Origin of the sequence: Methylobacterium nodulans ORS 2060, from assembly GCF_000022085.1 — a bacterium.
In the GTDB taxonomy this organism is placed as follows: Bacteria; Pseudomonadota; Alphaproteobacteria; order Rhizobiales; family Beijerinckiaceae; genus Methylobacterium; species Methylobacterium nodulans.
Genome location: NC_011892.1, coordinates 1 through 23,959, shown reverse-complemented (window position 1 = coordinate 23,959; position 23,959 = coordinate 1). Strand labels below are relative to the sequence as shown.

Below are 23,959 nucleotides of genomic sequence, written 5' to 3'. Positions count from 1 at the left end.
TGCCCCATGCTCCGCCCCTCCTGCGTGACTCGCGTGCGGGGCGATGTTAGAACATAATGAGAACAAACGGCAGCCCCCCGGCACAGTCCTCTCTCCGCAGACGTCCCATCCTACCGCACCACCCCGGGCCTCAACTCCTTACGCCCATAAAAGACCAAGATCATTGTAATGCTGAAAATCTTGCAGGCGACCAAAACTAATTACTGTACTTCCTTTATCGTGTGTCAGTAATACTTCAAAGATGTTTCCCGTCTCCGAAAAAATGCCCCTGGAGCCAACCAATCGGTCTTGACCTAAGGCGAAATCATAAATAAAATCCTGTCCTGGGCTCAAAACGAACAGATCAGCACCTGATGTGCCCCATAGTCGATCATTGCCAGGGCCACCGTCGAGCACATCATTCCCTGATCCTCCAATCAAGTTGTCGTCTCCTGCCCCTCCTCGAAGTGTGTTGTTTCCCGACCAGACTTGGAGAACGTCTATACCATCTCCACCTTCAAGAAGATTGTTGCCGCCTGATGCATGAAGCCGGTCGTTTCCAGCGCCCCCCGGAGGGTATCGCCACCCTCCGCTTCATACGCAAACAGTTCGTTATCGCCTGCGCCGCCGTCCAGAAGATCTTTACCAGAGCCGCCGGTCAGGAAATCATTGCCGCTCCCTCCCTGAAGTATGTCGTCGCCTTCCATTCCGTATAATTTGTCGTCATTGTCTCCACCGTCGAGGAGATCATTGCCATCATGGCCTAATATTTCGTCTTTTCCTCGGTCGCCATACAATCGGTCGATGCCTTTTCCGCCAGAAAGCCTATCATTCCCGTCGCGGCCATGCGCCTCGTTACGTCCATCCCCAACGGATATTGCATTGTCCGAGTTGCTTCCAAAGACAATGTCATTCCCTTTACCGGTGGTCACATTCTCAAAATTGCTCAGGTTGAATGTGATACTACCGGGATCAGTGACTCCTAGGATTTCTGCTGAATTGCGGGTTTGCAGAAGATCAACCACTACAGGAAGATCGCCCAAAAATTCTAGTGAGATCTCGTCTATCCCGGGGCCGGCATCCAAGGTTATATTTGGCAGAACCTGTGTCGATAAAGTGTAAACCAAAAACCTGTCATCGCCGGATGTCCCTGCAAGGGTTTCGATGCGTGCAAATCGCTCACCTTCGATGCCGGATGTCGTTGAGTGTGGTCTTGTAGTAAAATAGTATGATCCGCCGGAGAACTTATCGTAATAAGCGTCATCAATAAAAATATAAGCCTTCGATGTTGCATCGGGAGCATTGAGCTGTAGGCTATCAAAACCTGATCCGCCGTCGACTTTCGCATTAGAGCCCTGGCCGATGATGAGGTCATCTCCAGCGCCGGCGTCGACATATCCTCCCGATTGGGCCGCGGTGATCGTGTCATTCCCATTCAAGCCGAGAAGCATGATATCTCGGCCTTGTGCTGCCTCCTCGTTGGCCCTCAGCGTATCGTCACCACGGGTGCCCATGACAATGTAGGCATTCTCCACTTCCGTCGGGAAGGCGAGTGGCGATCCCTCTGCGAAGGGCGCGGATCGCGCCTGCCAAAGCGTATCCAGCCAGCGCTCCGCTAAGGGCTGCTTCTCAAACGACATTCCCGACATCAGGGGGGTCCAGGTGGCAACGACCATCTGCGCAGCAACGCCCGCGCCGACCCCAAGCTGCTCGACCAATGAGTCCGCTAGCATTCTCTCCCATGTGCTCGTGCCCAAGACCTCGATAGGGGCGTAAGCGGTCCAAGCCTCAATCGTGACGCCCTGCCCGTCCGGAACCGTACCCCCGAGATTGCGGAAGGCGAATTCGTGATAGTCTCGAATGACGCCGTAGCCGAGGTCCGGGTAATAGATACTGCCGTCTGCATCAATCTGAGCGCTAGCTCGCCGGGCAGCGAGATCTCGATGCATTAAGGCGTCGCCGATAGCCGCCCATTGCCAGGGCTCGACATAGACGCCTTCTCGGGCCCGCAACCGCCATGAAGTAGGCATTTGCGACGCGGCCGCTGAGCTGGTCCTCGAGCACCACTCCTAGAGCGAGGCTGCCATATGTCACGCCAAATTCTGCGAGCTTGGTGTAATAGGCCACCCTCGCCCCGCTTTGGCCGCTGCTGGCGATGGCAGACAGTTCATCGATTTGAGTTTGGGTCAGAGAAGTCGCTGAGAGACCTATTGCTCGCGGAAGCTATCAAGAAGGGCTGTTGCGCGCTCGCGGAACTCGCGATAGCGAGGCAGGAATTGGCGGCCGAAGCTGACTTGCCAGCGTTGCCCATCGCGATCGAACCGGTAGGCACAACCAGCGTTGGGAAAGACGGGCGGTTCTGGCCGGCTGCATTCGAGAACGCCAATCGGCATCGACTTGCGATCTTGATCGGGGACCACGATGTCAAAACCAGACCCCATTTCTTGGTTCTTCCGCACTTTGCGTGGATCAGGCAGCGATGAGGATGCGGCTACGGAGGAGTGCGAAGCTGGCGCGACCGTACATGGTGCGCTTGAGCATCTTCAGCCGACTGATCTGCCCTTCCGCCTGAGCATTGCTCCAGGACGTCGTCAGCGCCGCCCGAACGGCCGCCCCATCCTGCGCCAAACCGGCCGCGAAGGTCTCCAGCGCAGCGACACCGCAGTTCCGGGTTTCGAGCAGCCATCTGTCGAGCTCGCTGGCAGGGTCCGCCGGCCGGTCGCCGCCCAGGCCACAGGCACGCACGAGCATCGTGAACCGCCGCGCCAGATCGGCGATCCGTGCGGCTTCAGGATCCTGCCGGATGCGGGCGAGGTCAGCCGCGGCGCGGGGCTGCAGTGTCGCGAGGGGCTGCACCAGGATCCAGGCCAGTTGCTTGGGTGAGGCGATGGGTGAGGGTCTGATCGCCTCAGTGCTCGTCGAGGCGGGCTGCGACAGCCATTTGCGAGCCGTGCGCCGCTCGGCGACGAAGCGGTGCACCTGCCGATGGGTTCCCGCGAAGCCCTGGCGGCGGATCTCGCGCCAGAGCGCCATAGCGTTCTCGCAGCCCTCGGCCATGCGCTGCTCCAGATGGGCGAGGTAGGGATCGAGGCGAGAGGGATTGGGTCTGCGGATCGCGCGCTCCGGGAAGCTCTCGGCCTGGGCGTACTTGCGCACGGTCGCTCGCGCCAGACCCGTGGCGCGGCCGATCGCCAGGAGGGTCTCGCCAGCGAGATGGCGTCGGCGCACGTCCTCATAGGCCGCCAGCCGGCGGGCGCGGCTGTCGAGGCTGACGGCAATCTCGGCTGCGCTGCGGCGATAGGCGCGCGGGCGCTCCCCTGGCTGTCGTCCGTCACCACTCGCAAGAGGAGGGAGCTGTCGCAGCCGGCCATGGACGCGGCCAAGCCAGCGTTCGAGAACCTGGCGCAGGTTGAGGAGCAGGTGCCATCGGTCGGCGACCTGGAGGGCGGCCGGCGCGCCCGCGGTGGCCGCTCGGGCGTACTCGGTCGAGCGGTCGCGGGCGACGATCTGGATGCTGGGATGGCGACGCAGCCATGCGGCAACGGTCGCCCCTGAGCGGTCGGGCAGCAGGTCGATCGGGCATCGCCGTTCGAGGTCGACGAGAAGCGTGCCGTAGCTCCGACCTTTGCGGATGGCCCAGTCGTCGATGCCCACGGCGCGCGGCGCGTTCGCTCTCGGCAACGGGAGGCGGTGCACGAGGCGCAGGATCGTGTCGGGGCTGGTTTGCATCCCCAGGTGGCCGGTCAGGCGCGCGCCGGCCTCGCCGCCGACTGCAAGCCCGATCCGGGTCTGGGCCTGAGCGAGGCGGCGGGTCCGGCGCGCTCGCGGCGGTATCAGCCGCGGAAGAGGCTCGGCGAACGTGCGGCGGCGGCAAGCGGGATGATGGCAGTAGAAGCGTCGGATACGCAGGCGCAGCGTCACAGGCTGGCCCATGCTCGGCAGATCGGCCGGACGGCGATCATAGCGGCTGTGAACGGCGGAACTGGGCGTGCCACAGGTCGGACATCGACCATGACAACGGCGGCCATGGGCGATGACGACAAGGTGATCGGTGTGGCGAAAGACCCGCTCGATCGTGCAGCCCGGCAGGGATGAGGACAGGATCATCCGCCTCGTGAATCAGCCTGCGCTTCCCGCGTCACCGCGACCGTTCCACGCAAAGTGCGGAAGAACCCATTTCTTGGACCGTGAGGCCCGGCTCAATCCGGTAGATACGTTTGATTTTCGTCCAAGTTGTTTGACTTCCTACCGGTGTTCCATCCCACTGATAGTCATAAATAACCCCAATCGGAGCAGGTCGAGAGGTGACGAGAATGTGCGCGGCGAACTCCCAGCCGGGCCGATGCTTTTCCGGCGGGCCCCAATCTGGAAGGCTAATTATAAGAAATAGTTCAGTTCCAGACGTGTTATCTGCCTTGAAACTCTTCGGAATCTTGTAGCGAAGGGGTCCGGCGCGCACATGATCGAAGCCATTATCCAGGGCGTGCGCAAAGGATAAGGTAGCGACGAGTGCAGCCGCAGCGAAGAGGCTGATGGATAGATTGTGTTTCATCATCTGCTCGGCTCTCGGAAACTGTCGAGGAGAACCGTGGGGCGCTCGCGGAACTCGCGATAGCGAGGCAGGAATTGGCGGCCGAAGCTCACCTCCCATCGTTGCCCATCGCGATCGAACAGGTAGGCGCAACCAGCGTTGGGAAAGACGGGCGGTTCCGGCCGGCTACATTCGAGATCGTCCCCGCTTCAGGGCCAAGCTCAGCATAATGATCCAGAAACGACAAGGGCGATGGCTGATCAACATGCAACCAATTCCGGTGATGTCGTTTCCTACCTCTACGTCTGCGTGTCCGAGAGCAAGGCGGGGTTCGGCCGCGAAACCTCCGAGCGCACATCGAGCCGGGCAGGAGCTGGGCGCGTCCCTGCGGGACCGGGCTCTACTCGCCGCCTGCGGCGGCTCCCCGAACCCCGTAAACGGGTTTCGGCCTCCGGCGGGGTTACGATCCCTCGCGCAACGCGCGACCGCGTGTTCCGTCCCCCGCCGAGCCCGTGCATCGTCCGGGACCGTGGCGGGAGCGGTCCGGCCCGCACGCCCCTTCCGGCCACCTCCGCGCCAGGTGCCGCCCGCGCCCCCTTTGGCACCGCCGGCCATGCGCGGCCCGTGCCCTCTCCGGCGCCGTCGGACCGTCCCGGGCACGATCAGCGACAGGAAACCGGCCTCGGCGCCGCCCGCAAGCCGCAGGGCGGCTCCTCCGCTGCGCTGCGGCCCCTTCGGGGTGCAGGCGGCGCCGAGGCCCGTTCTGAGGTCGCCATCGCGCCCGGGACGGTCCCGAGCGCACCAGGGACCCCACCCGATGCCGCGCCTCGCCTCCGCTCCCGCCGCCGCCCGTCTCGCCCTCCAGGCTCACGTTGAGGAACTCCGGGCCGAGCTGGCCTCCGTCCTCTGCCCCGCCGAGCGCCGTCAGATCGAGCGCGACCTTCGCACGGCGCGCGCGCAGCTCGCGGACCTCCGGTCAGCCTGCTGACCGGAGAAGGCCGCCCACGGGCGGCCTGATCCTCCCGGGAAGGTGGGGGCGATACGACGCGAAACGCGACAAGGTTGAGAGGGGGGATCGGGGCGGCATGCCACCCCGATCCCCCGCGCGGGCGTTGCCGCCCGGGGCGGCGTTCCGGGGCTTCAGGCCGGGCTGCCGGTCGCGGCATTCGCCCCGCTTGCCCCGGCCGTGGCCGGCCCTGCATCCACCCCCGAGGCGCGCGCCGCGAAGCGGTTCTGCGCGCACAGCCTCACCATCTCCGGACGCCGGAAATAGATCGGCCGGCCGCAGCGGATCGGCGCGATCCCGGCCACGAACAGCAGCTGCTCGTCGCGCCGCATCGCCGACATGATCTCGTCGGGAAAGATCAGCGGCCGCTTCTGCAGATTGGTCGAGGCCGACAGGCTGACCGAGCCGCCGCCCTTGCCCCCGCCCGCGCGCGCCTGCTGGCTGTAGGACACCACGTTCTGGGTGAACGAGCCGCAGCGCTCGGACAGCCATTTGGCCGTGTCGAGGTCCGAGATCGCGCTGAAGCTCTGCCAGGAGGTCGACTCCAGCCAGGACGACAGGGCGTCCTTGCCGCCCCCACCAGCGACCGTCACCGAGGTGGAATACCCGCTAAAGGTGCGGGCGAGCGCACGCCTCGCACCGGCCCCGCGCCCGGCGGAAGCGGATTGCGTTGGAGAGCTGGGGCCAGTCGATGGGGTAGAAGAAGCGGTGCTCCGGCCGGATCGGCATCCCTGCTCCCCGGGGAGCTTAGCTGGTTCCAGAGTTAAGCTCGACCTATCGGAATGCCGATCGCGCCACAGGCCGGAGTGTTCCCTCCGATTGGAGATCCGGCCCGCCGGCCCCTGTCAGAACCGGGCGGCGACCCCGCCCATGATCGTGCGCGGCTGGCCTGGCGTCGCGTAGCGGTTCTGGAACGAGCGGTCGAAGTAGCGCTCGTCGAACAGGTTGTCGACGTTCAGGTACACCCGCACCTCCGGCGTGATCCAGTAGTAGGAGATGAGGTTGGCGAGGGTATAGGCCGGCATCGTGAAGGTCGACAGGGCCGTCCCAGCGACACGGGAGTCGACGTAGGTGACGCCGCCACCGAGGCCGAGGCCGCGCAGGGGTCCGCTCTGGAACTCGTAGACGCTCTGCAGCGCGAAGCTGTTCTGCGGGATGTTGGCGAGGCGGGTGCCGACCGGGAGCGTCGAGTCGCGGGTGATCGCGGCATCGACGAAGGCGTAGGTGCCGATCACCCGCCAGCCCGGGGCCAAGAAGCCGGCGACCGTGAGGTCGAAGCCGCGGCTGCGCGCCGCGCCGGTCGCGACGCTGAAGTTCTGGTCGACCGGATCGGTGACGAGCTGGTTGGTGCGCCGGATGTCGAAGAAGGCCGCGGTCGCGTCGAGCCGCCCGTCGAGCAGGCTGAGCTTGACGCCGGTCTCGTAGCTCTCGGCCTGCTGGAACGGGAAGGGCCGGCCGGACCGGTCGGCGCCGGTATTCGGCCGGAACGACTGGGCGTAGCTGCCATAGACCGAGGCGATGTCGGACAGGTCGTAGACCAGGCCGAAGCGCGGCGTCGCCGCCGTGCCCTGCAGCTTCGTGCTCACGCCGTTGATGTAGTTGGTCGTGTCGAGGGCGATGTCCTCGACGCGCACCCCCAGCAGGGCGTGGAGCTTGGGCGTGAGGTCGATCTGGTCCTGGACGTAGCCGGCGTAGCTCGTCGTGTTCTGCAGGAGGTTGCTGCTCGGCACCGTGAGGGCGGGCAAAGCCTGGCCGTAGCGGGGCGCGAACAGGTCAAGGACGAAGGGATTGGTGTTGAAGTTCGAGCGCGTGATGTCCTCGCGATAGCGGAGGCGGTCGTGCTCGAGGCCGACGAGGAGAGTGTGGCGCAGGAAGCCGGTCTCGAACTTGCCCGCGAGGTTGATCTGCAGGTCGAGGTCGGACCAGGTCAGCTCGCGCCGGTCGAGGGTGCGCCGGAGCAGGCGGCCGTCGCCGAGGAACCCAACGGTCTGGACGGCCTCACCGGCGATGTTGCCGGCCAGCACCTGCGTGCCCGCGCTCAGCACCCAGTCCGAGTTGAACCGGTGCTCGACGCGCAGCTGGCCCAGCGCGTTGTCGTTGCGGAACGGCGGCAGGCCCGGCTCGCCGATGTAGCGGGTGCGCGGCACCGCCCGCAGGTCGCCGCGGAACGGCACGATGCCACGGTCGAAGATCTGCCCGGCGCTGATGAACTCGCCTTCCAGCGTCATCGTGGTGTCGGCACTCGGCTTCCAGGCGATGACGGGGGCGAGGTAGTAGCGGTCGCTGTGGACGAAGTCGCGGAAGCTGCCGTTGTCCTCCACCGCGCCGGTGAGGCGGGCGAGCACCGTGCCGCCCTCGTCGAGGGCGCCGGTGGCGTCGAAGGTGCTGCGCTTGGCGTTGTCGCTGCCGTACTGCGTGCCGAGGGCGAAGGAGCGCTCGGCGGTCGGCTGCCTGGTGACGATGTTGAAGGTGCCGCCCGGATCGCCTCGTCCGTATAGGAAGGCTGAGGGCCCCTTCAGCACCTCGATCCGCTCGATGGACACGATGTCGGGCGAGTTGGGGTAGCCGCGATTGATCGGGAAGCCGTTGCGGTAATACTCGCCGGTGGCGAAGCCCCGGATGGTGAACTCGGTGAGGCCGAGGCCCGCGAAGTTGTTCGAGCGGCCGACACCGGCGAGGTCGAGGGCCGTGTCGATCCGCGTCGCCGCCGCATCCTCCAGAACCTGCCGCGGCACCGGCACGACGGCCTGCGGCACCTCGCGCAGCGGCGTGTCGGTGCGGGTCGCGCTCACGCTGTTGCGTGCCAGATAGCCCTCGGTCTTCAGGGGCACGCCGCCGCTCCCAGCGACAGAGATCTCCTCAAGCTGAATCTCCGGGGAGGCGTCAGCTGCGGCCTGCGCAGCCACTGCCTGCGGTCCCAGAACCGCCCACGAGGCCACTGATGCTATCGACCAGGCTGCCGTAACGACAATGCTAATATTGACGGTCTTCACAGTCGTGTTCACAAATTTTCGGCAATGGCCACGTTGGCTTCGCCCTACGGCACGGAGCTCTGAACGTCAATCCACTTACGCCGTCTAACCGTGATTCTATCATTAGGAAAATGCATCTTAATTTTAATAGTTATAAATACAACTTATGTCTCATCGAGGTCGTGTGCCGGGCAACATCACTTCGCCTCAGGCGAGGCTTGCGGTGGGCCTGTCGCAAACGCGATGACGTTCACCAGCCGTTAGGCATACCCGCCCGGCTTGCCGCCTCCACCCCGGAGCCGGCCCATGATCCTCAACGCCCTCGCCCTCAAGCTGAAGCGACAGGCCCGCGGTGACTTCAGGGGCCGGCACTTCGAGGCCACCCTCATCGTGCAGGCCGTCTCCTAGTCCCTGCGCTACGCCCTCAGCGACCGCGAGATCGAGGATATGCTGCTGGAGCGTGGCTTGGAGGTGGACCACTCCACCCTCAACCGCGGGGTGCTTGCCGACGCGCCTGCCATCGAGCGTCGGCTGAGCATGTTCCGCAAGCCGCATTGCGGATCCGTGCGCGTCGACGAAACGGACATCAAGATCCGCGGCCAGTGGCGCTCCCTGGACCGGGCCATCGACAAGCCCGGCGAGCCGGTCGACTTCCTGCTCATGGCCCAGCGCGATCTCGATGCGGCCAAGCGCTTCTTCCGCACGATGCTGCAGGATCAGCCGTTGCTCGCTCCGGACCGGATCGGCACCGATGGGGCCGGTCCTTACCCGCCGGCGATCGCCGAGAGCCGCAAGGAGGGCCTGCTGCCTCGCACGCCCACCCACCACGTCACCAAGCCCCTGCAGCAGGGGATTGAGAGCGATCACTTCCGGGTGAAGCGGCCGATGCCGCGGGTAGGCGGGTTCCGCTCCTTCACCACGGCCCGGCGCACGATCCAGGGCTTAGCGGCGATGCTGTGGCTGCGCACGGGCTTCGGGTTTTCAGGCGCGTGGACCGTGCGCGAGCAGAACCAGCTGCTTGCGCATTGCTTCGGACTTCCCGTCGCGAACAAAGCGTGAAAGCGGGGTAGCCGAGCCCCTTCTGCGGCTCGCACCCGAGTTTGCGACAAGCCCTGCTTGCGCCGACCGGTTCTGGACTCTCATCGCGATCACCTCGCCCCTCGTCCCCGCGGGAACGATCCGGCTCACTCCGGCAGAGGCAGGCTCGCCGGCTCCTGCCAGGGTGTCTCTCTCAAGCGGCCGCCGTCACGGCCGGCTCCTGACCGAAGCGGAACGCACTCCCATCGCACCACATGCGGTGGAGCACGACCGGGATGGAGGCGAGCGCCCGCAACAGCGCCGTCCCGCCGTAAGCGGCCGGGGCGAGGACGAGCCCAGGCCGCAGGATCGTCCAATCGAGATCGAGCCGGGAGAGAGTGCCATCTGCCTCCGCCTGGGTGCGCATGAACGCAGTTGTCGCGCTCGGCGATGCGCCGACGGCGGAGATCTGCACGACCCTGCGGATCCCGGCGGCTTCACAGGCCAGGAAGAGCGCCTGCATTGCGGTCGACTGCACCGCGTGCAGGTCGTCGCGGGCTCCGTCCTGAAGCGCGCCCGCGCAGTTCACGACGGCATCACAGTCGGCGATGAGCGGTCGCCAGCTCTCCGCCCCGCTCAGGCCGGCGATGTCCGTCTCGATCCAGGAGACTTCCGGAAAGCGGCGGCGAGCCGCCACGGCGGACCGGCCGAGCGCGATCACGGAATGCCCGGCGCTGAGCAGCCGCAGGATGACGGCCGTGCCGATGAGGCCGTATCCACCGAGAACGAGGATCCGCATCGGGTACCCGTCACCGTTGCGATCACCGGCGACGGGCGATCATGCGCTGTTCTAGTGTCGATCAGGCGCTTCAAGAAACGCCCGATCGACACGCCGACTTTGGGTAATTACCCACGCCCGTGGCGGTAGGATCAGGCGCGGATGATGTTGAGGATAGTGGCGAAGGTGCCGGCCCCCGAGAGGCGGGCCGTGTCGACGACGGTGCGCACGTCCGCCTCACCCGCGGCCGCCCACATGGCCCGATAGCCGTTCGTCACCTTCCGCTGCACCACTGCCGGGCGCAGCGCGCGCTCGCAAGCGTTGTTGGTGACCGCCACGCGGCCGGGATGGTCGAGGAAGACCAGGAGCTGGTCGCGGGCTCGGCCGATCTTGGCTTGCAGAGCGCGGGTCAGATCGCAGCGGCTTGGTGCAGCGAGGATGGCGGACAGCTGCCGATCCAGGGCCCGGCGCTTGGCCGAGAGCGTCGAGGCGGCCAGGTCGGTGACGCGCTCGGCCAGGCTGAACACGCTTCCCAGCCAGAGTTGTAGGCGCAGCGGCACGGGGTCGTCGCTGACCTCGACCGCGTAGGCGACGTCACGGGCCAAATGCGCCAGGCAGGTCTGGTGATGCTCACCGTGGCCCTGCTGGGCGGTGTAGCGGTCCGACAGCCACACGGACGGCCGGTGTCCGTCCATCATCGCGTGCACCACCGCGGCGGCCCGCGTCGAGGCCGCGTGATGAACGACCGCTGCGTCCGAGCGGAACACCCAATGATACGAGTTGCTGCCCTCGATGCGCACGCCGGTCTCATCCGAGGCGACTACCGCGGCCCGGCGCAGCGCCGAGACCGCAGCTTCGCGATCGGCACGGAACTGCCTCTGGGCCCGACGCAGCAGGTTCATCAGCCCGCCCTGGCTCAAGGTGAGCCCGAACAGGTCCGACAACGCGGCCTGCAGCCGCTCGTAGGACAGAGCCTGGAAGGTCTTCAGATACACCGCCACCGCGTGCAGGCGCGGGCCGAACGGCGTGCCGCGTGCGGCCTGCGGCACTGGAGCGACGACGCGCGTGCCACAAGCCGGGCAGCGGACGGCGAGCCGTTGATGCTGGGTGACCATCGGTGCCACCGCGGGCAAGTCGATCTGCTCGCACACGCTGACGATCTCGGCCGGCAGATCCGGAGCCAGAACACCTCCGCAGCAGGGGCAGTGACCCGGGCGGTGAGCGACGATCTCGTCGGGATCGGGGCTGAGCGTTCGGCTATGTCCCTCGTGACCCGGCTTGGCGCCGCCGGGCTTGGCCTGCTCGCGCCGCTCCTTGCGGTCGGTCGAGGGCGGCTTGGACGAGGTGCGCGAGGTCTTCTCGGGGCGCTGCAGCCGCAGCACCAGCTCGATCAGCTCCTGCTTGCTCAGGCGTTCCAGCTCGCTGCGGCCCATCCCACGAGGGAATCAGCCAAATCGCCTCCCGGCAAGAGGCGCGGCGAACTCCCTCTAGCGGCCTCGCTTGTGGGTCACGCCGCGCTCGCGCGCACCCCGTGGGTAATTACGACTTTGGGGTCGGTTCCGGCTGAGGGCGAAATGACACCCGAAGGCTATTCTCACTGTCCCAATTGAACCCTCGTAGGGTTCATACGCGTAAAGCCTTGATCTGTAAGGATCGATTTTTTTCTCAAATAGCCTTCAGTTCAAATGGGACGATGATCAGGAGCCAGAGGCAAGGTCACTGTGCTGCACGGGCTTTGGCCGTTATGTCAACGCCCAGGGCGCGCATCACCGCAAGCGTGGTCTTGAGGGTCGGGTTTCCGTGCTCGCTGAACGAACGGTAAAGCTGTTCACGGGATAGCCCGGTTTTGCGGGATATTTCGGTCATGCCTTTGGCGCGGGCGACGACGCCAAGCGCCTTGGCGACATAGGCCGCATCGCCAGTTTCAAAGGCATCGGCCATGAAAGCGGCGATCTCCTCATCGTCCACCAGTGCGGCGGCAGGGTCGTAAGTGGTCAGTTTTTCAGGCATCTTGTGAACTCCATTCTTTGGCGAGTTTCTTGGCGGCGGCAATGTCGCGGGCTTGCGATCCCTTGTCCCCGCCGCATAGCAACACGATCAGGAGATTTCCGCGCTGCTGGAAGTAGACGCGATATCCGGGGCCGTAGTGAATCCGCAGTTCGCTAACGCCTTCGCCTACCGGCTCCACGTCGCCCGGCAAGCCTTCGGCCAGCCGCATCAATCGCGCCGCGATAATGGTTCTGGCTCGCTTGTCCCGGAGGCGGGATTCCCATTTGGCGAAGGTGGCCGTCTGCTTTAACTCAATCACGAGGTTATTGTAGTCTAAGAACTACAGTCGCGCAACCCCTTCCCTGCATTGACGCATATGCGCTCGGGTGTCATTTCGCCCTCAGTCGGAACTGACCCCGGCATACCCGCCCAGCTTGCCGCTTCCATCCCGGAGGCGGCCCATGATCCTCACCGCCCTCGCCCTCACGCTGAAGCGCCAGGCCCGCGGCGACTTCAAGGGCCGGCACTTCGAGGCGACGCTGATCGTGCAGGCCGTCTCCTGGTCCCTGCGCGACGCCCTCAGCGACCGCGACATCGAGGAGATGCTGCTGGAGCGCGACCTGACTGTCGACCACTCCACCATCAACCGCTGGGTGCTCGCCTATCGTGCAAGGCTCGCCGTTCCTGCGGCCGGCATTCGTGCTGTATGGTGTAGGTATAGCTTTTGTATCGATTCCCGCTATCAAAAGTTCATATAAATTGCTGTATGCTATGTTTTAGTAGCGTTCTTCTAACTATCATCTATATGGAGGAGCTATGGATTGGATCGGTCCGGCAGTAGTGGCAGCAGCCGTTTCAGGCATTGTTTCGACGGTTGGCTTTGTGGTGAACCGGGCAACCACGCTTGCCACTCATAGGGAGAGGCTGACAGCGGACCGGACCTTGGCAGAGCGTAAGTCCGAGTTTGATAAGGATCTTGCTGAGCGTAAATTCAGATACGACCGAGATCTAAACGATCATAAGCGCGGTGTCGAACTGGCTGAGACGGTCCTTTCTGATTTTTACCAAATGACCGCCGTGCTTCAGGAGATCAGAAATTCGGGCGCTCTTAGTAATGAATGGGAGGAGCGGACGCCGGAGCCAGGCGAGACGGAATGGCAAGCACAGAACAGAAATACATACTTCGTACCGCTTGCGAGCATCAGGAGAAACAGCGAATTCCTTTCAGGAATGATGAGCCGCCGATATCGGAGCAAGGCGATGCTTGGTGCCGAGATTGATGCGGCATTTCAAGCGGTGCATGAAATTCTGGTCCGCGTGCAGGTATCAGCTGGCACACTCATGCGGTTGGTCGATGGGTCCGGTGAGGGTCGGCAGCGCAACCAAGCGCTACGGGATAGGTGCGAAGCCGACATTTGGATGGGGGCAGGCGATCCTAACGCGCCTGACCAGTTAGCTGAGCAGATGGAGCAGGCGGTTGCTGCGGCTGAGCGCGTTTGTCAGCGCATCATAACTGGGGAGGGCGCAGCATGAACCAGCTCGCCACCCTGCACGCCCTCCCCGCCCCTGTCCTGGTCACAGCGGCGGGCGATCGCGCCGCCTACCGCTTCCCTGAGTTCTTTACGGCGCAGATCCGCAACCCCAACACTCGTGGCGCCTACGCCAAGGCGGTGGGCGAGTTCTGCACTCGGTTGGGCACCACAGCCTGCCGTCGATCACCGCCGTCAGCTCGATCCATGTTGCCGCCTACGTGGAGGAGCTGGGGCGCAGCCACAGCGCGCCCACGGTCAAACAGCGCCTCGCGGCAATCCCCATGGTGTTCGACTTGCTGGCGACCGGCGGGGTGTTGCCGTTCAACCCGGCCACCGCCGTCCGGGGCCGAAGCACGTCGTGAAGCGGGGCAAAACCCCGGTCCTCACGCCGGAGGAGGCGCGCGCGATCCTAGATGCCATCGACACCAGCACGCCGATCGGCCTGCGGGACCGCGCCCTGATCGGCCTGATGGTCTACACCTTCGCGCGGGTCGGCGCGGCCACCGCCATTCGGAGCGCGCGGTAGACGCTCGTGCGCGAGATCCCGCGCTGGCGAGCAATGGCCGTCGGGCCCGTCCCGGCCGCATGGCGCCGGCGGATCTCCGCGTCGGGCACGGTCTTCGCCCTTCCCTTCCCCGCATAGATGCCGGCCGCCTTCGCCGCCTCGATCCCAGCCCGCTGCCGCTCCAGGATGAACTTGCGCTCCATCTCCGCCACCATGCCCAGCACGGTCACCACGATCCGGCCGACCTCGCCGCCCGTCGTCAGCTCCGGATCGAGGATGCGCAGCGAGGCGCCCTTCTGGTCGAGATCATGGACGAGGTTCAGCACGTGGGCCTGCGGGGCTGAAGAAGGGCCGCGGCCGGCCGCGCAAGGCTGCGGCCTCAGAGTAGGGCCGAGAGGTCGGCAAGGCTTCGTCAAGGTTCCTGGCCTGGACGTTCACCGCGCTTCTTAGCTGACGGTTCAAGATTGCCCTGCATGCTGCCTTCATGACTTCGGGGCTGGGAGGCAGAACCCGAGGCGGCCGGGCAACGACCCGGATCAACAGAGGCCGACGTGGAGATGGCCTCGTCCGCCCGGCAGAAGCCGGCGGCGGGGCCATCTTCGTCTATCGTTCATCTCATGCTGTTACAGCATCCATGCGGGTCGAAGGCGATGCCCGGTCGCCGGCAGCGCGAGGGAGGAGCCACCATGGTCGCCAAGAACACGATCTGCCTCTGGTACGACAAAGACGCCGAGGCTGCCGCCCGCTTCTACGTCGAGACTTTCCCAGAGAGCGCGATGGGGGCCGTCCACCGGGCGCCGGCCGACTACCCGTCGGGAAAGGCGGGCGACGTGCTGACGGTCGAGTTCACGGTGGCTGGCATCCCGTGCATCGGCCTGAACGGCGGGCCCGTCTTCCAGCACAACGAGGCCTTCTCGTTCCAGATCGCCACGGACGACCAAGCGGAGACGGATCGTCTGTGGAACGCGATCGTCGGCAACGGCGGACAGGAAAGCGCCTGCGGCTGGTGCAAGGATCGCTGGGGCATCTCGTGGCAGATCACGCCGCGCGTGCTCACCGCCGCGATGGCGGCCGGCGGCGAGGCGGCGAAACGCGCCTTCACGGCCATGATGACCATGCGCAAGATCGACGTCGCGGCGATCGAGGCGGCCCGGCGCGGATGACGATGCGTCGGCTGCGCTCCTCGCCCGACCTCGTGCAACTCTCCGCGGTCTGACCTGCCCATGCGCCTCTCCGCGGGCGCCGATGCGGTCGCGCTCGCGGCCGGAGGGTGAGAGCGCTCAGCCCGTCGGCTCAGACCACGTCCGGTTGGCTCCACATGGCAGGCGTCGCAGGCGCAGCTTCTGAACGACGACGCGGATGCGAGACGTCGTTCGCGGCTCGAACGTCCGCTTGGTGTGAGGTTACTGAGGCCCACTCTCCACCCTGAGCGGCCCTCCTGAGTGGGTACCAAGCGTCAGATTTGGACCACTAGCAGCTGGGGGCGAACGGCCGGTTACGAGCTAAAGCCGGTCTTCCGGGTCGCGCGTAGGCGCCCCCTCCCTGCCCTTGCCCCTCCAAGCCAGACGATTGTGCCTGGCAGGCGATCAGGGCCGGACCGCTGTAGGACAACCTCCGCCGAGAGCGCCAGCTGGAGGCCATCGCCAAGGCCGAGGGGATCTACAAGGGCCGGCCGCCCTCGATCGACGCGGCGCAGGTCCGGGTGCTCAAGGCGGAGGGGCTGGGTCCGGCCGCGATCGCGAAGCGCATGAAGATCGGGCGGGCGAGCGTCTACCGGCTCTTGGGGGGCGAAATCGCCTGAGGTGCGAAATTAGTTTCGTGCGGGGTGGGACGTCTCAGTTCGAGCAGGCGGCTGGCCTGATAGGTCCACCCCTTGTGAAGCGCGGTCCTCGATAGGTCAGCGTCGCGTGTTGGGGACTGGGGTTACGCACCTTGGACGGTCGCCCGCTCTCACGCATCCGCCGGTCAGCCTCGGCCCAGGATGGCAGGGTGGTCTCCGGTTGTGTCCAATGCACAACGGACGCCTCATCGCACCAGTCGAGCAGGTAAGGCATCACGATGCGATGCGCGCCAGTGGTCATGTAGCGGCGCATGTTCTCCTCGGTGTCCCAGGCCGTCATGGTCCAGAAGGCCCACCCCCAGTCGAGCAATAGCGAGCCACCCTGGAAGCCCGGCGCATGACGGACCTGATTGCGAGAGCGCAGCACGTGGAGGGCGAACGCTGGTAGGAAGCGGATCGAGCGTACCCGTAGGCGGGTGATGCTGATTAAGGACATGCTACGCCCCACTCGTCACACACGGAGTCTCGGAATGACCTCCGCGTGCATCCACCCGCCTTCGGCTCACCAGCGAAGCGCACCGCGGTCTCCACCTCGCTCGAAGGATCTGCCAGACCGGGGCCCTGCATGAAGGAAGGCGGCTGGAGGGTCTATCTCCACACCGCCTTCCCGCTGATCTGGTAAGGGCTCTGTGAAACCGAGGGCGGCGGTCTAGCCCACCGCCGTCCTCACTTCCCCCTGATACCACATCGCCGTCATGACCATAGGCGGCTTCTTCCCCGTCGAGCCTGCCGCCTCATCGGATTAGCCTTGCCGCGGTCGCTCATGGAGAGAGTGCGCCGTGACCGCCCAGATGACCCTTGCCGAGCGTCTCGAAGCGAATGCGATCCTTGATCGGCTCGTCGCGGATGAGCCGACCTTTGCCATCTCCGATGCACACCGCCTGATCGAGCTGATCCCGATCCGCGCACCTCGCCGCTTCACCTTCAACTTCACCTTCTCGCGACCGGGCACGAAGACCCGCGGCCATGCCGCCGGACACGGCGATGTCCAGGTGGAGGAGGAGGGCGTGGAGAAGACCTGGTCCACCGACTCCGGGCCTGTTCACAAGATCGGCGGCTATGAGGTCACCCACGTCCCCGGCCTGATCACGATACAGCTCATGTGGACCGAGACCCGCCTCGACCAGACAGGCCAGTCCTGCGAGCTGATCTACAACAAGGCGACGGCGAGCCGGAGGAGATGAGGATCGCCCAGCAGGCGACGCTGGCGTTCCTGTTCTTCCAGTTCGCGACCATCCGGTACGCTGCATGGAAGATGCCACGTGGCGAAGCTTCCGGCGCGTGACCTTACCCTCCCGATCTCGATGCGTTGCTGAAACGCGAGACGAGCGATGCTGTTCGGCGAGGGCCTGGACGTGGAGCAAGAGAAACCCGCCGCGGCAAGACCGGGCGGGCTGGAGGTTCGATCTCAGGTTAGAAGACCTCAGCAGAGGAGCACAGTTTCCCGCACGGCGGCACCCGCCATTTTGGGGAGAGCAGGCTCGTCCGTCGCAAGACGCGACAGGTAGCCCAGGCCCTCTGCTCAAGCCACTTCGCGGATGTCCGGCTTGAAGCCCTGCTGCCGGCGCAGCTCGTGCAGGATCTCGCGGTTCACCTGCTCCATCTCGCGCAGGCGCTCCTCCATCTCGTTGATGGTGCGGTTGCCCGTGTTCTGGAGCAGGAACACCATCAGGAAGGTGATGATGGTCGTGCTGGTGTTGATCACGAGCTGCCAGGTATCCGAGAAGCCGAAGTACGGCCCGGAGAGGGCCCACACGATCACGGTCGCGGAGGCGATCATGAAGGCGTAGGGGCTGCCGAGATTGTCCGAGATCCAGGCAGCCAGCGCCTCGAACCGGTTGGTGATGAACTTGGTCATGGAGCTCTCCGTGCGACCGGCCGCCAACAGGCCAGTGCAGGAGAGCTGAGCGATCAGCCTCTTGCCTGAGCCCGGGGCGGCACGGTCTGTCGACTGTCGCTTGACATGAGGGATGTCCGTGGATGGAGCCGGCGCCTGTGGGCCGGCGAAACCGCCTGTGCGCTCCTCGCGGGAGGATTGCAACCCTAACGCCAACCGTTGGCAGATCGCTAACGGGTTCAGAGTGCCGGGGTTGCGCCTCCGTCTCGCTGGATTGCTAGCGGTCATTACGCTGGCAGGGAGAGGCATCGGCTGGGTGCGCGACGCATGGGTCCGCGTCCGCGAGGGGTCATTCAGAGCCGTTTAACCGCCACGCTCTCGGAGCGCGGCGGCATTACCCACCGCGACGGTCGCCTCAGATCTCGGTCTGCTCGGACAGGATCAGTGCATCATCCACTTCTATGCCGAGATACCGCACCGTGCTCTCCAGCTTCGTATGCCCAAGCAGAAGCTGGCAGGCCCTGATGCTGCCCCTTCGCTTGTAGACCAGCGCCACCTTCGTCCGACGCAAGCTGTGCGTGCCGTAGGCCGACGGATCAAGACCTATCAGGGCCACCCAGCGGTCCACCAGTCGGCTGTACTAGCGTGTGGTAAGGTGCTCACCTCGCCGGCTGCGGCTCGGAAACAGCCAATGGCCTGCTCTCAGATTGCGATTGGCCAGCCACGTCGTCAGGGCCTCGCGCGTTGGCTCGGTGATCTCGAACGGCACGGGCCGGCCGGTCTTCTGCTGAGCGACGGTGGTTCGCAGTCGGACCGCATCGCCGAGGTGAACATCAGTCACGCGCAACTGCACGAGATCGCAACCGCGCAGCTTGCTGTCCACGGCGAGGTGGAAGAGGGCGAGATCGCGCGTGCGGTTGGCAAGCTGTAGGCGGGTGCGCAGGGCCCAGATGTTCTTGGGCTTGAGCGGCGGCTTGGGACCGACAAGACGGCCACGGTTCCAAGGCACGCGAGGGCTGGTCTCGACGGTTGAGGTTTTGGTCATGACGAACTCCTGAGGTGAGGAACTCGTCAGATGCGCCACGCTGCTGTTCGGAGGGGTAGGGGCGCTGGTCTATCGGCAACGCGCCACTTGCAGACCTTCGTCCGGTGCCGTCGGAATGGCCGCTCGTCACTGGACAGCGGACCTTCGCCCCTGATCACAGCTGCTGATCGGTAATTACCCACGCCGCTTGCGCGGGGTGGATTTCGCTGCTTCCCTCGTGGGATGGGCCGCCGCGAGCTTGAGCGCCTGAGCAAGGCGGAGCTGATCGAGCTGGTGCTGCGGCTGCAGCGCCCAGACAAGACCTCGCGCACCTCCTCCACGCCGCCCTCGACCGATCGCAAGGAGCGGCGCGAGCAGGCCAAACCTGGCGGCGCCAAGCCGGGTCACGAGGGGCACAGTCGGGTGAGCAGCCAGATCCCGGATGAGGTGGTCGCGCATCGCCCGGGTCACTGCTCCTGCGGTGGAGGCGTGTTGGCTCCGGACCTTCCGGCCGAGATCGTCAGCTTGTCCGAGCGGATCGAGCTGCCCGAGGTCGCGCCAGTCGTCACCCAACACCAGCAACTGGCCGTGCGCTGTCTCGCCTGTGGTGCACGGGTCCTCGCTCCGGTGCCGCAGGCCGCGCGCGGCACCCCGTTTGGCCCGCGCCTGCACGCGGTGGCTGTCTACCTGAAGACCTTCCAGGCGCTGTCCTACGAGCGGCTACAGGCCCTGTTGGCGGACCTGTTCGGGCTGACGCTCAGCCAGGGCGGCCTGATGAATCTGCTCCGCCGCGCGCAAGGGCGGTTCCGGCCCGGCCGCGCGGCGGCCGTGTCGGCGCTGCGCCGGGCTGCGGTCGTCGCCTCAGACGAGACTGGCGTGCGCATCGAGGGCACGAACAGCTACCATTGGGGCTTCCACTCGGCTGATGCGGTGGTCCATCACGCCGCCCCGACGCGGGTGGCCTGCGTCATCCGAGAGATGATGGACGGGCACCGGCCCGCGGTGTGGCTGTCGGACCGCTCCACGGCGCAGCAAGGCCATGGCGTGCGCCACCCAACCTGCCTGGCGCATCTGGTGCGCGACATCGCTTATGCGGTCGAGGCCAGCGAGGATCCCGTGCCGCTGCGCCTGCAGCTGTGGCTGGGATCCGTGTTCAGCTTGGCGGAGCGCGTCACGGATCTCGCCGCTTCAACCTTGGCGGCCAAGCGCCGGACGCTGGAGCGGCGGCTGGCCGAGATCCTGGCCGTCCCAAGCCGCTGCGACCTGACGCGAGCCTTGCAGGCCAAGATCGGCCGTGCGCGCGACCAGCTTCTGGTCTTCCTCGCCCATCCCGGCCAGGTCGCGGTCACAAACAACGGCTGTAAGCGGGCCCTGCGCCCGGCGGTGGTGCAGCGGAAGGTGACGAACGGCTATCGGGCGATGTGGGCGGCCGAAGGCGAGGCCGACGTGCGCACGGTCGTCGACACAGCCCGTCTGTCGGGTGCTGGCACCTTTTCGGCACGATCCTCAAGACTCTCGGCGCCTAACCCCCGCTGTCACGGGCGTGGGTAAATACGCTGATCGTTTCCCGTTCGCATAAGCGCGGCTTCTGGAACCAGCCCCAAGCCCGCCTTCTCACAATTCAAAGAGGTCGTGTGAAAACGGCGCATCGCCTGGATGGCATAGTAAAATCTTCTCCAAGATGGCCGGCGTGTAGAAATATATGTGATCTCGCCCTTCGCCATCATTTGATGCCGAGGAGATCGTTCTACAAGCTCCCGGGCGGCAGCCGTTTTCACACAGCCTCGACCCGTCTGTGACGTTGGGCCGTGCTTGCCTTAAAGTCCGAATTTGACCGGGAGCGGAAGGGCAGCCCTGGCAACGACGCCTACCGAAGCGGACGGAACGTTTCGGCCGTGTTCGACCCATGGCGGAGGCGCATCACCCTGCGCTAGCATGACTGTCTCCGGCCGCTCGATCGTGGGGATTGAGACCGAGTTGAGGACGCCGATGTACGTCGAGGGAGGATGGAAACCACCCTGGGAGCCCCCCCGCGAGCCCCGACTCACGCAGCGCCAGGAGCGGGTGTTCCTGTGGCTCATCGCCGTGAACGCGCTGCTCGTGTTCATCGCACCGATCGGCGGCGCGACCATCATTCACGCCGTCCTCGCGGTGCTGAGGCACGGCTAGAGTCGCCTGCATCGAGCGGCATGATCTCGGGGTCAGCCTAGAACACCGGAACCGCCCGCTTATTCTCTCTTATTAAGCTCTCTTATTAAGACGGACTGAGTGCGATGATGGAGCGTAGGGGTGTCACGCGCAGACACGTGCTCGGGAGTGCGGCTGCGGGGGCGGCCGCGTCAGCGCTGACTGGACCGAGCGAGGCGTGGGCGGCCGGCCCGCCCAACATCGTGTTCATCATGGCGGACGACCTCGGCTATGCCGATGTCGGCTGCTACGGGCGTCCCGACCTCAAGACGCCGCACATCGACCGGATCGCCGCCCGGGGCGTGCGGTTCACGCAAGGCTACGCCAACTCGGCGGTGTGCTCGGCGACCCGCACGGCGCTGATCACTGGACGCTACCAGTACCGCCTGCCGGTCGGCCTGGAGGAGCCGGTCACGACCCGCTTCACCGGCGGCCTGCCCGCCGAGCACCCGACCCTGCCGGGCCTGCTGCGCCGGGCCGGCTACCGGACGGCCCTTGTCGGCAAGTGGCACCTCGGCAGCGTGGCCAAGTTCGGGCCGCTGCAGCGGGGCTACGACACCTTCTGGGGCTTTCGCGGCGGCACCATCGACTACTTCAGCCACCGTGGGACGGACGACAAGCCAGACCTCTGGGACGGCGACGTGCGCGTCGAGGAGGTCGGCTACGCCACTCATCTCATCGGGCGCCGGGCCGTGGAAACCATCGGGACGGCCGTCCGCGCCGGGCGCCCGTTCTTCCTGAGCCTGCACTTCAACGCGCCGCACTGGCCGTGGGAGACGCCCGAGGATGAGGCCGAGTCGCGGCGCATCGCCGGGAGCAACCTGCGCCACTTTGACGGCGGCACCCAGGCCACTTATCACCGCATCGTCGCCGAGATGGATGCCCAGATCGGTCGCGTGCTCGATGCCCTGGAGCAGCACGGGATTGCGCAGGACACCATCGTGGTGTTCACGAGCGACAACGGCGGCGAGCGCTTCTCCGACACGTGGCCCTTCACTGGGCGCAAGACTGAGCTGCTGGAGGGCGGCCTGCGCATCCCGGCGATCGTGTCGTGGCCGCGGCGGCTGCCGGCGGGCGTCGTTTCGGCCCAGCCGATGATCACGATGGACTGGCTGCCGACCCTGCTCGCCGCCGCGGGCGCGAGCCCCGACCCGGTCTACCCGCCGGACGGCATTGACCTCCTGCCGATCCTCACCGGGGAGGCGGCCGAGCGCCCGCGCAGCTTCTACTGGCGCTACCGGGCCAACGCCCAGGCGGCACTGCGCGAGGGCGACCTCAAGTACCTCAAGATCCGCGACAACACCTTCCTGTTCGACGTCGTCGCTGATCCGCTGGAGCGGGCCAACCTCAAGGCGCGCCGGCCGGAGGATTTCGCCCGGATGGAAGCGTCCTGGCGTGCCTGGAACGCCACGATGCTACCGGAGAAGCCCGACAGCTTCACCGAGAGCTACACGGGGGCTCAGCTCGCCGATCATTTCGGCGTGCAGGGACCAGCCCCACTGCGACCGGTGACCGCCGGGGAGGCACATCGCTGACGAACGACGAGCCAGTGCCGGCACTAGCACTCGTGGCGCATTCCAGAAGATTGAGCGGCAACCGGCAGACAGCCTCTGACTGTCAGGAAAACGACCGGATACTGTTGGCGAATTCCGATCAGGCCCGCCGCGGAGCCCGTGACGGGACCGGCCTCACGCCTGTGCAATGGCCGCGCCAGACGCCCGGCCGAAGAGCCACCCGAATTCGCCAACAGTATCCGACCGTTTTCTGGACATGCCGGAAACCGCCTCGGCTGACGCAGTTGACGCGAGAGCGCGGCGCGGTGGCGGATGTCAGGAAACCGTGTCAGGAAAACTACTGTCAGGAATATGCTCGCGTGGCACTATCCTGACATGCTCGTCGGATACGCCCGCGTCTTCACCGTATGTTGGAGATGATCGGCGAACTCCGACCGAGGCCGATGGCGCGATGTTGACGGCGGCGGGAGGGATCACCCAAGGCCTCAGCGATAGGCAAGCCGTGTCTATTGGATCGCTGTATGGCCGGAGATCGCGGCAAACTGAGCTTGCGAACCACCGACCAGGCGGTAGCGCAGCTGCCGCTGGCCGCTACTTCTCGAACCAATACTCGGCCTCGGCTCGCTGCTGATTGAAGTTCTTTTCCAGGTCGAAGGCGATGATGTCCCGCTGGATACCCCTGACGCGCTGGTACTTGCCCGTGCCGCCCGTATACGTAACGACGCCCGTAAAGGTGCTCGTTTTCGATCCATCGCTATTGGTCGTGGTCTGGCTGGTCCCGGAAACCTTGCCAAATATCTTATCGCCATTCTCCAGGATGGTGACTGTATACCCTGACAGCGATCCGTTGCCGTCGGTGTAGTCGGTAAGTCCGCGAGACCACTGCTCGACACGCTTCAGACCTTCGCAGTTGGGTTTGTCGCTCGGAAAGGTGCGGTGCAGCTCGTAGATACGGAGCTGATGACCGGGCACGTCCCCGACATCCAAGACTTGTTGTTTGGTGTACGTCGAGTTGGCCGCTGAAGCTTCCCAACTCATCTTGCATCCTTCTTGGGCTGAGACGGGGCAGGCGGCAAACAAGGCTAGGGCGACGCCTGACGGTGCGGAAGCAAGCAATCGTGATTTCATGGTTGCCTCCTCTGATTTTTGGGCTGGAGCGAAGCCGACATCCTTTTGTGATATCTTGGCCGCCACAATAACCGACATAGGCGCATCGATCAATCGCGCGGTTCGTCGCAAGTGTGTGCG

At 65.3% G+C, this 23,959-nt stretch carries 20 protein-coding genes and 7 pseudogenes; 11 read left to right on the top strand and 16 right to left on the bottom strand.

The features are described from left to right. Positions 1–138: 138 nt before the first annotated feature. From MNOD_RS44680 to MNOD_RS47465, 5 genes and pseudogenes are all read right to left on the bottom strand, one after another. A pseudogene (locus tag MNOD_RS44680) lies at positions 139–513 on the bottom strand (calcium-binding protein); the annotation flags it as partial. Further along, entirely contained in the window at positions 480–1,928 is a 1,449-nt protein-coding gene (locus MNOD_RS44675) for a calcium-binding protein (RefSeq protein ID WP_198157694.1), read from the bottom strand. The gene MNOD_RS44675 and the pseudogene MNOD_RS44680, both read right to left, overlap by 34 nt. A gap of 258 nt (positions 1,929–2,186) precedes the next feature. After that, positions 2,187–2,438 (bottom strand): hypothetical protein, encoded by a 252-nt coding sequence (locus tag MNOD_RS47470; RefSeq protein WP_157091783.1) that lies wholly within the window; start codon positions 2,436–2,438, stop codon positions 2,187–2,189. Positions 2,439–2,448: 10 nt separating this feature from the next. Further along, entirely contained in the window at positions 2,449–4,086 is a 1,638-nt protein-coding gene (locus tag MNOD_RS36440) for an ISL3-like element ISMno5 family transposase (protein ID WP_012631076.1), read from the bottom strand. Between the two features lie 31 nt (positions 4,087–4,117). Next, on the bottom strand, positions 4,118–4,534 hold the full coding sequence (locus MNOD_RS47465) for a hypothetical protein (protein ID WP_157091782.1): 417 nt from the start codon (positions 4,532–4,534) through the stop codon (positions 4,118–4,120). 793 nt (positions 4,535–5,327) lie between these two features. Between MNOD_RS47465 and MNOD_RS48495 the strand changes: the two genes are divergently transcribed. Continuing rightward, positions 5,328–5,498, top strand: a complete 171-nt coding sequence (locus MNOD_RS48495; protein ID WP_198157693.1) for a hypothetical protein — start codon at positions 5,328–5,330, stop codon at positions 5,496–5,498. Positions 5,499–5,650: 152 nt separating this feature from the next. Here MNOD_RS48495 and MNOD_RS42095 read toward each other — a convergent pair whose 3' ends face one another. Both MNOD_RS42095 and MNOD_RS36430 read right to left on the bottom strand, forming a co-directional pair. Then, entirely contained in the window at positions 5,651–6,109 is a 459-nt protein-coding gene (locus MNOD_RS42095) for a type IV secretory system conjugative DNA transfer family protein (protein WP_050783584.1), read from the bottom strand. 252 nt (positions 6,110–6,361) lie between these two features. Then, positions 6,362–8,455 carry a TonB-dependent siderophore receptor gene (locus MNOD_RS36430; protein WP_425277527.1) on the bottom strand — a complete coding sequence of 698 codons (2,094 nt, stop codon included), beginning with the start codon at positions 8,453–8,455 and terminating at the stop codon, positions 6,362–6,364. A gap of 339 nt (positions 8,456–8,794) precedes the next feature. Between MNOD_RS36430 and MNOD_RS36420 the strand changes: the two are divergent. Further along, positions 8,795–9,547: pseudogene (locus tag MNOD_RS36420) on the top strand (IS6 family transposase). Between the two features lie 172 nt (positions 9,548–9,719). Here the strand turns inward: MNOD_RS36420 and MNOD_RS36415 are convergent. The 4 genes from MNOD_RS36415 to MNOD_RS36400 form a co-directional block, all read right to left on the bottom strand. Then, complete coding sequence (locus MNOD_RS36415) at positions 9,720–10,304, bottom strand: NAD(P)H-binding protein (protein WP_015933974.1); 585 nt, start codon at positions 10,302–10,304, stop codon at positions 9,720–9,722. Between the two features lie 131 nt (positions 10,305–10,435). Continuing rightward, a complete protein-coding gene (locus MNOD_RS36410) occupies positions 10,436–11,716 on the bottom strand; it encodes an IS66-like element ISMno2 family transposase (RefSeq protein ID WP_012631399.1) in 1,281 nt (426 codons plus the stop codon). Between the two features lie 283 nt (positions 11,717–11,999). Next, on the bottom strand, positions 12,000–12,293 hold the full coding sequence (locus tag MNOD_RS36405; RefSeq protein WP_015933973.1) for an addiction module antidote protein: 294 nt from the start codon (positions 12,291–12,293) through the stop codon (positions 12,000–12,002). Beyond that, complete coding sequence (locus MNOD_RS36400) at positions 12,286–12,591, bottom strand: type II toxin-antitoxin system RelE/ParE family toxin (RefSeq protein WP_015933972.1); 306 nt, start codon at positions 12,589–12,591, stop codon at positions 12,286–12,288. Before MNOD_RS36400 ends, MNOD_RS36405 begins: the two co-directional genes overlap by 8 nt. Positions 12,592–12,733: 142 nt before the next feature. On the opposite strand from MNOD_RS36400, the pseudogene MNOD_RS36395 reads away from it, so the two are divergent. The 3 genes and pseudogenes from MNOD_RS36395 to MNOD_RS50830 form a co-directional block, all read left to right on the top strand. Further along, a pseudogene (locus tag MNOD_RS36395) lies at positions 12,734–12,937 on the top strand (IS6 family transposase); the annotation flags it as partial. Between the two features lie 151 nt (positions 12,938–13,088). Further along, positions 13,089–13,805: a hypothetical protein gene (locus MNOD_RS44665; protein ID WP_015933970.1), complete on the top strand. Its 717-nt coding sequence runs from the start codon at positions 13,089–13,091 to the stop codon at positions 13,803–13,805. Between the two features lie 178 nt (positions 13,806–13,983). Then, positions 13,984–14,318: pseudogene (locus tag MNOD_RS50830) on the top strand (tyrosine-type recombinase/integrase); the annotation flags it as partial. Here the strand turns inward: MNOD_RS50830 and MNOD_RS36380 are convergent. Then, positions 14,279–14,635 (bottom strand): annotated as a pseudogene (locus MNOD_RS36380) (recombinase family protein); the annotation flags it as partial. The pseudogenes MNOD_RS50830 and MNOD_RS36380 overlap by 40 nt on opposite strands. A gap of 360 nt (positions 14,636–14,995) precedes the next feature. Here MNOD_RS36380 and MNOD_RS36375 point away from each other — a divergent pair. Then, entirely contained in the window at positions 14,996–15,472 is a 477-nt protein-coding gene (locus MNOD_RS36375; protein ID WP_015933969.1) for a VOC family protein, read from the top strand. Positions 15,473–15,918: 446 nt separating this feature from the next. After that, a pseudogene (locus MNOD_RS44655) lies at positions 15,919–16,110 on the top strand (helix-turn-helix domain-containing protein); the annotation flags it as partial. Positions 16,111–16,144: 34 nt separating this feature from the next. Here MNOD_RS44655 and MNOD_RS36370 read toward each other — a convergent pair. Next, positions 16,145–16,585, bottom strand: a complete 441-nt coding sequence (locus tag MNOD_RS36370; protein WP_015933968.1) for a DUF3291 domain-containing protein — start codon at positions 16,583–16,585, stop codon at positions 16,145–16,147. Between the two features lie 343 nt (positions 16,586–16,928). Here MNOD_RS36370 and MNOD_RS36365 point away from each other — a divergent pair, with 343 nt between their 5' ends. Next, a complete protein-coding gene (locus MNOD_RS36365) occupies positions 16,929–17,333 on the top strand; it encodes a hypothetical protein (RefSeq protein WP_015933967.1) in 405 nt (134 codons plus the stop codon). A 338-nt stretch (positions 17,334–17,671) separates the two neighbouring features. On the opposite strand, the gene MNOD_RS36360 is transcribed toward MNOD_RS36365, so the two are convergent. Then, on the bottom strand, positions 17,672–18,007 hold the full coding sequence (locus MNOD_RS36360) for a low affinity iron permease family protein (protein WP_015933965.1): 336 nt from the start codon (positions 18,005–18,007) through the stop codon (positions 17,672–17,674). A gap of 394 nt (positions 18,008–18,401) precedes the next feature. Beyond that, a pseudogene (locus MNOD_RS36355) lies at positions 18,402–19,031 on the bottom strand (tyrosine-type recombinase/integrase). 222 nt (positions 19,032–19,253) lie between these two features. On the opposite strand from MNOD_RS36355, the gene MNOD_RS36350 reads away from it, so the two are divergent. From MNOD_RS36350 to MNOD_RS36340, 3 genes are all read left to right on the top strand, one after another. Continuing rightward, a complete protein-coding gene (locus MNOD_RS36350; RefSeq protein ID WP_015933964.1) occupies positions 19,254–20,561 on the top strand; it encodes an IS66-like element ISMno3 family transposase in 1,308 nt (435 codons plus the stop codon). Positions 20,562–20,999: 438 nt separating this feature from the next. Continuing rightward, positions 21,000–21,179: a hypothetical protein gene (locus tag MNOD_RS36345; protein WP_015933963.1), complete on the top strand. Its 180-nt coding sequence runs from the start codon at positions 21,000–21,002 to the stop codon at positions 21,177–21,179. A gap of 104 nt (positions 21,180–21,283) precedes the next feature. Continuing rightward, positions 21,284–22,732: a sulfatase family protein gene (locus MNOD_RS36340; RefSeq protein WP_015933962.1), complete on the top strand. Its 1,449-nt coding sequence runs from the start codon at positions 21,284–21,286 to the stop codon at positions 22,730–22,732. 570 nt (positions 22,733–23,302) lie between these two features. Here the strand turns inward: MNOD_RS36340 and MNOD_RS36335 are convergent. Beyond that, on the bottom strand, positions 23,303–23,839 hold the full coding sequence (locus MNOD_RS36335) for a hypothetical protein (protein WP_157091780.1): 537 nt from the start codon (positions 23,837–23,839) through the stop codon (positions 23,303–23,305). Positions 23,840–23,959: the final 120 nt, after the last annotated feature.

What these genes read in the sequence shown, in the direction of transcription:
- MNOD_RS44675 (WP_198157694.1), bottom strand. Translation starts at nt 1,928, where the DNA reads ATGCATCGAGATCTCGCTGCCCGGCGAGCTAGCGCTCAGATTGATGCA.
- MNOD_RS36440 (WP_012631076.1), bottom strand. Translation starts at nt 4,086, where the DNA reads ATGATCCTGTCCTCATCCCTGCCGGGCTGCACGATCGAGCGGGTCTTT.
- MNOD_RS47465 (WP_157091782.1), bottom strand. Translation starts at nt 4,534, where the DNA reads ATGATGAAACACAATCTATCCATCAGCCTCTTCGCTGCGGCTGCACTC.
- MNOD_RS48495 (WP_198157693.1), top strand. Translation starts at nt 5,328, where the DNA reads ATGCCGCGCCTCGCCTCCGCTCCCGCCGCCGCCCGTCTCGCCCTCCAG.
- MNOD_RS36415 (WP_015933974.1), bottom strand. Translation starts at nt 10,304, where the DNA reads ATGCGGATCCTCGTTCTCGGTGGATACGGCCTCATCGGCACGGCCGTC.
- MNOD_RS36410 (WP_012631399.1), bottom strand. Translation starts at nt 11,716, where the DNA reads ATGGGCCGCAGCGAGCTGGAACGCCTGAGCAAGCAGGAGCTGATCGAG.
- MNOD_RS36405 (WP_015933973.1), bottom strand. Translation starts at nt 12,293, where the DNA reads ATGCCTGAAAAACTGACCACTTACGACCCTGCCGCCGCACTGGTGGAC.
- MNOD_RS44665 (WP_015933970.1), top strand. Translation starts at nt 13,089, where the DNA reads ATGGATTGGATCGGTCCGGCAGTAGTGGCAGCAGCCGTTTCAGGCATT.
- MNOD_RS36375 (WP_015933969.1), top strand. Translation starts at nt 14,996, where the DNA reads ATGGTCGCCAAGAACACGATCTGCCTCTGGTACGACAAAGACGCCGAG.
- MNOD_RS36370 (WP_015933968.1), bottom strand. Translation starts at nt 16,585, where the DNA reads ATGTCCTTAATCAGCATCACCCGCCTACGGGTACGCTCGATCCGCTTC.
- MNOD_RS36360 (WP_015933965.1), bottom strand. Translation starts at nt 18,007, where the DNA reads ATGACCAAGTTCATCACCAACCGGTTCGAGGCGCTGGCTGCCTGGATC.
- MNOD_RS36350 (WP_015933964.1), top strand. Translation starts at nt 19,254, where the DNA reads ATGGGCCGCCGCGAGCTTGAGCGCCTGAGCAAGGCGGAGCTGATCGAG.
- MNOD_RS36345 (WP_015933963.1), top strand. Translation starts at nt 21,000, where the DNA reads ATGTACGTCGAGGGAGGATGGAAACCACCCTGGGAGCCCCCCCGCGAG.
- MNOD_RS36340 (WP_015933962.1), top strand. Translation starts at nt 21,284, where the DNA reads ATGATGGAGCGTAGGGGTGTCACGCGCAGACACGTGCTCGGGAGTGCG.
- MNOD_RS36335 (WP_157091780.1), bottom strand. Translation starts at nt 23,839, where the DNA reads ATGAAATCACGATTGCTTGCTTCCGCACCGTCAGGCGTCGCCCTAGCC.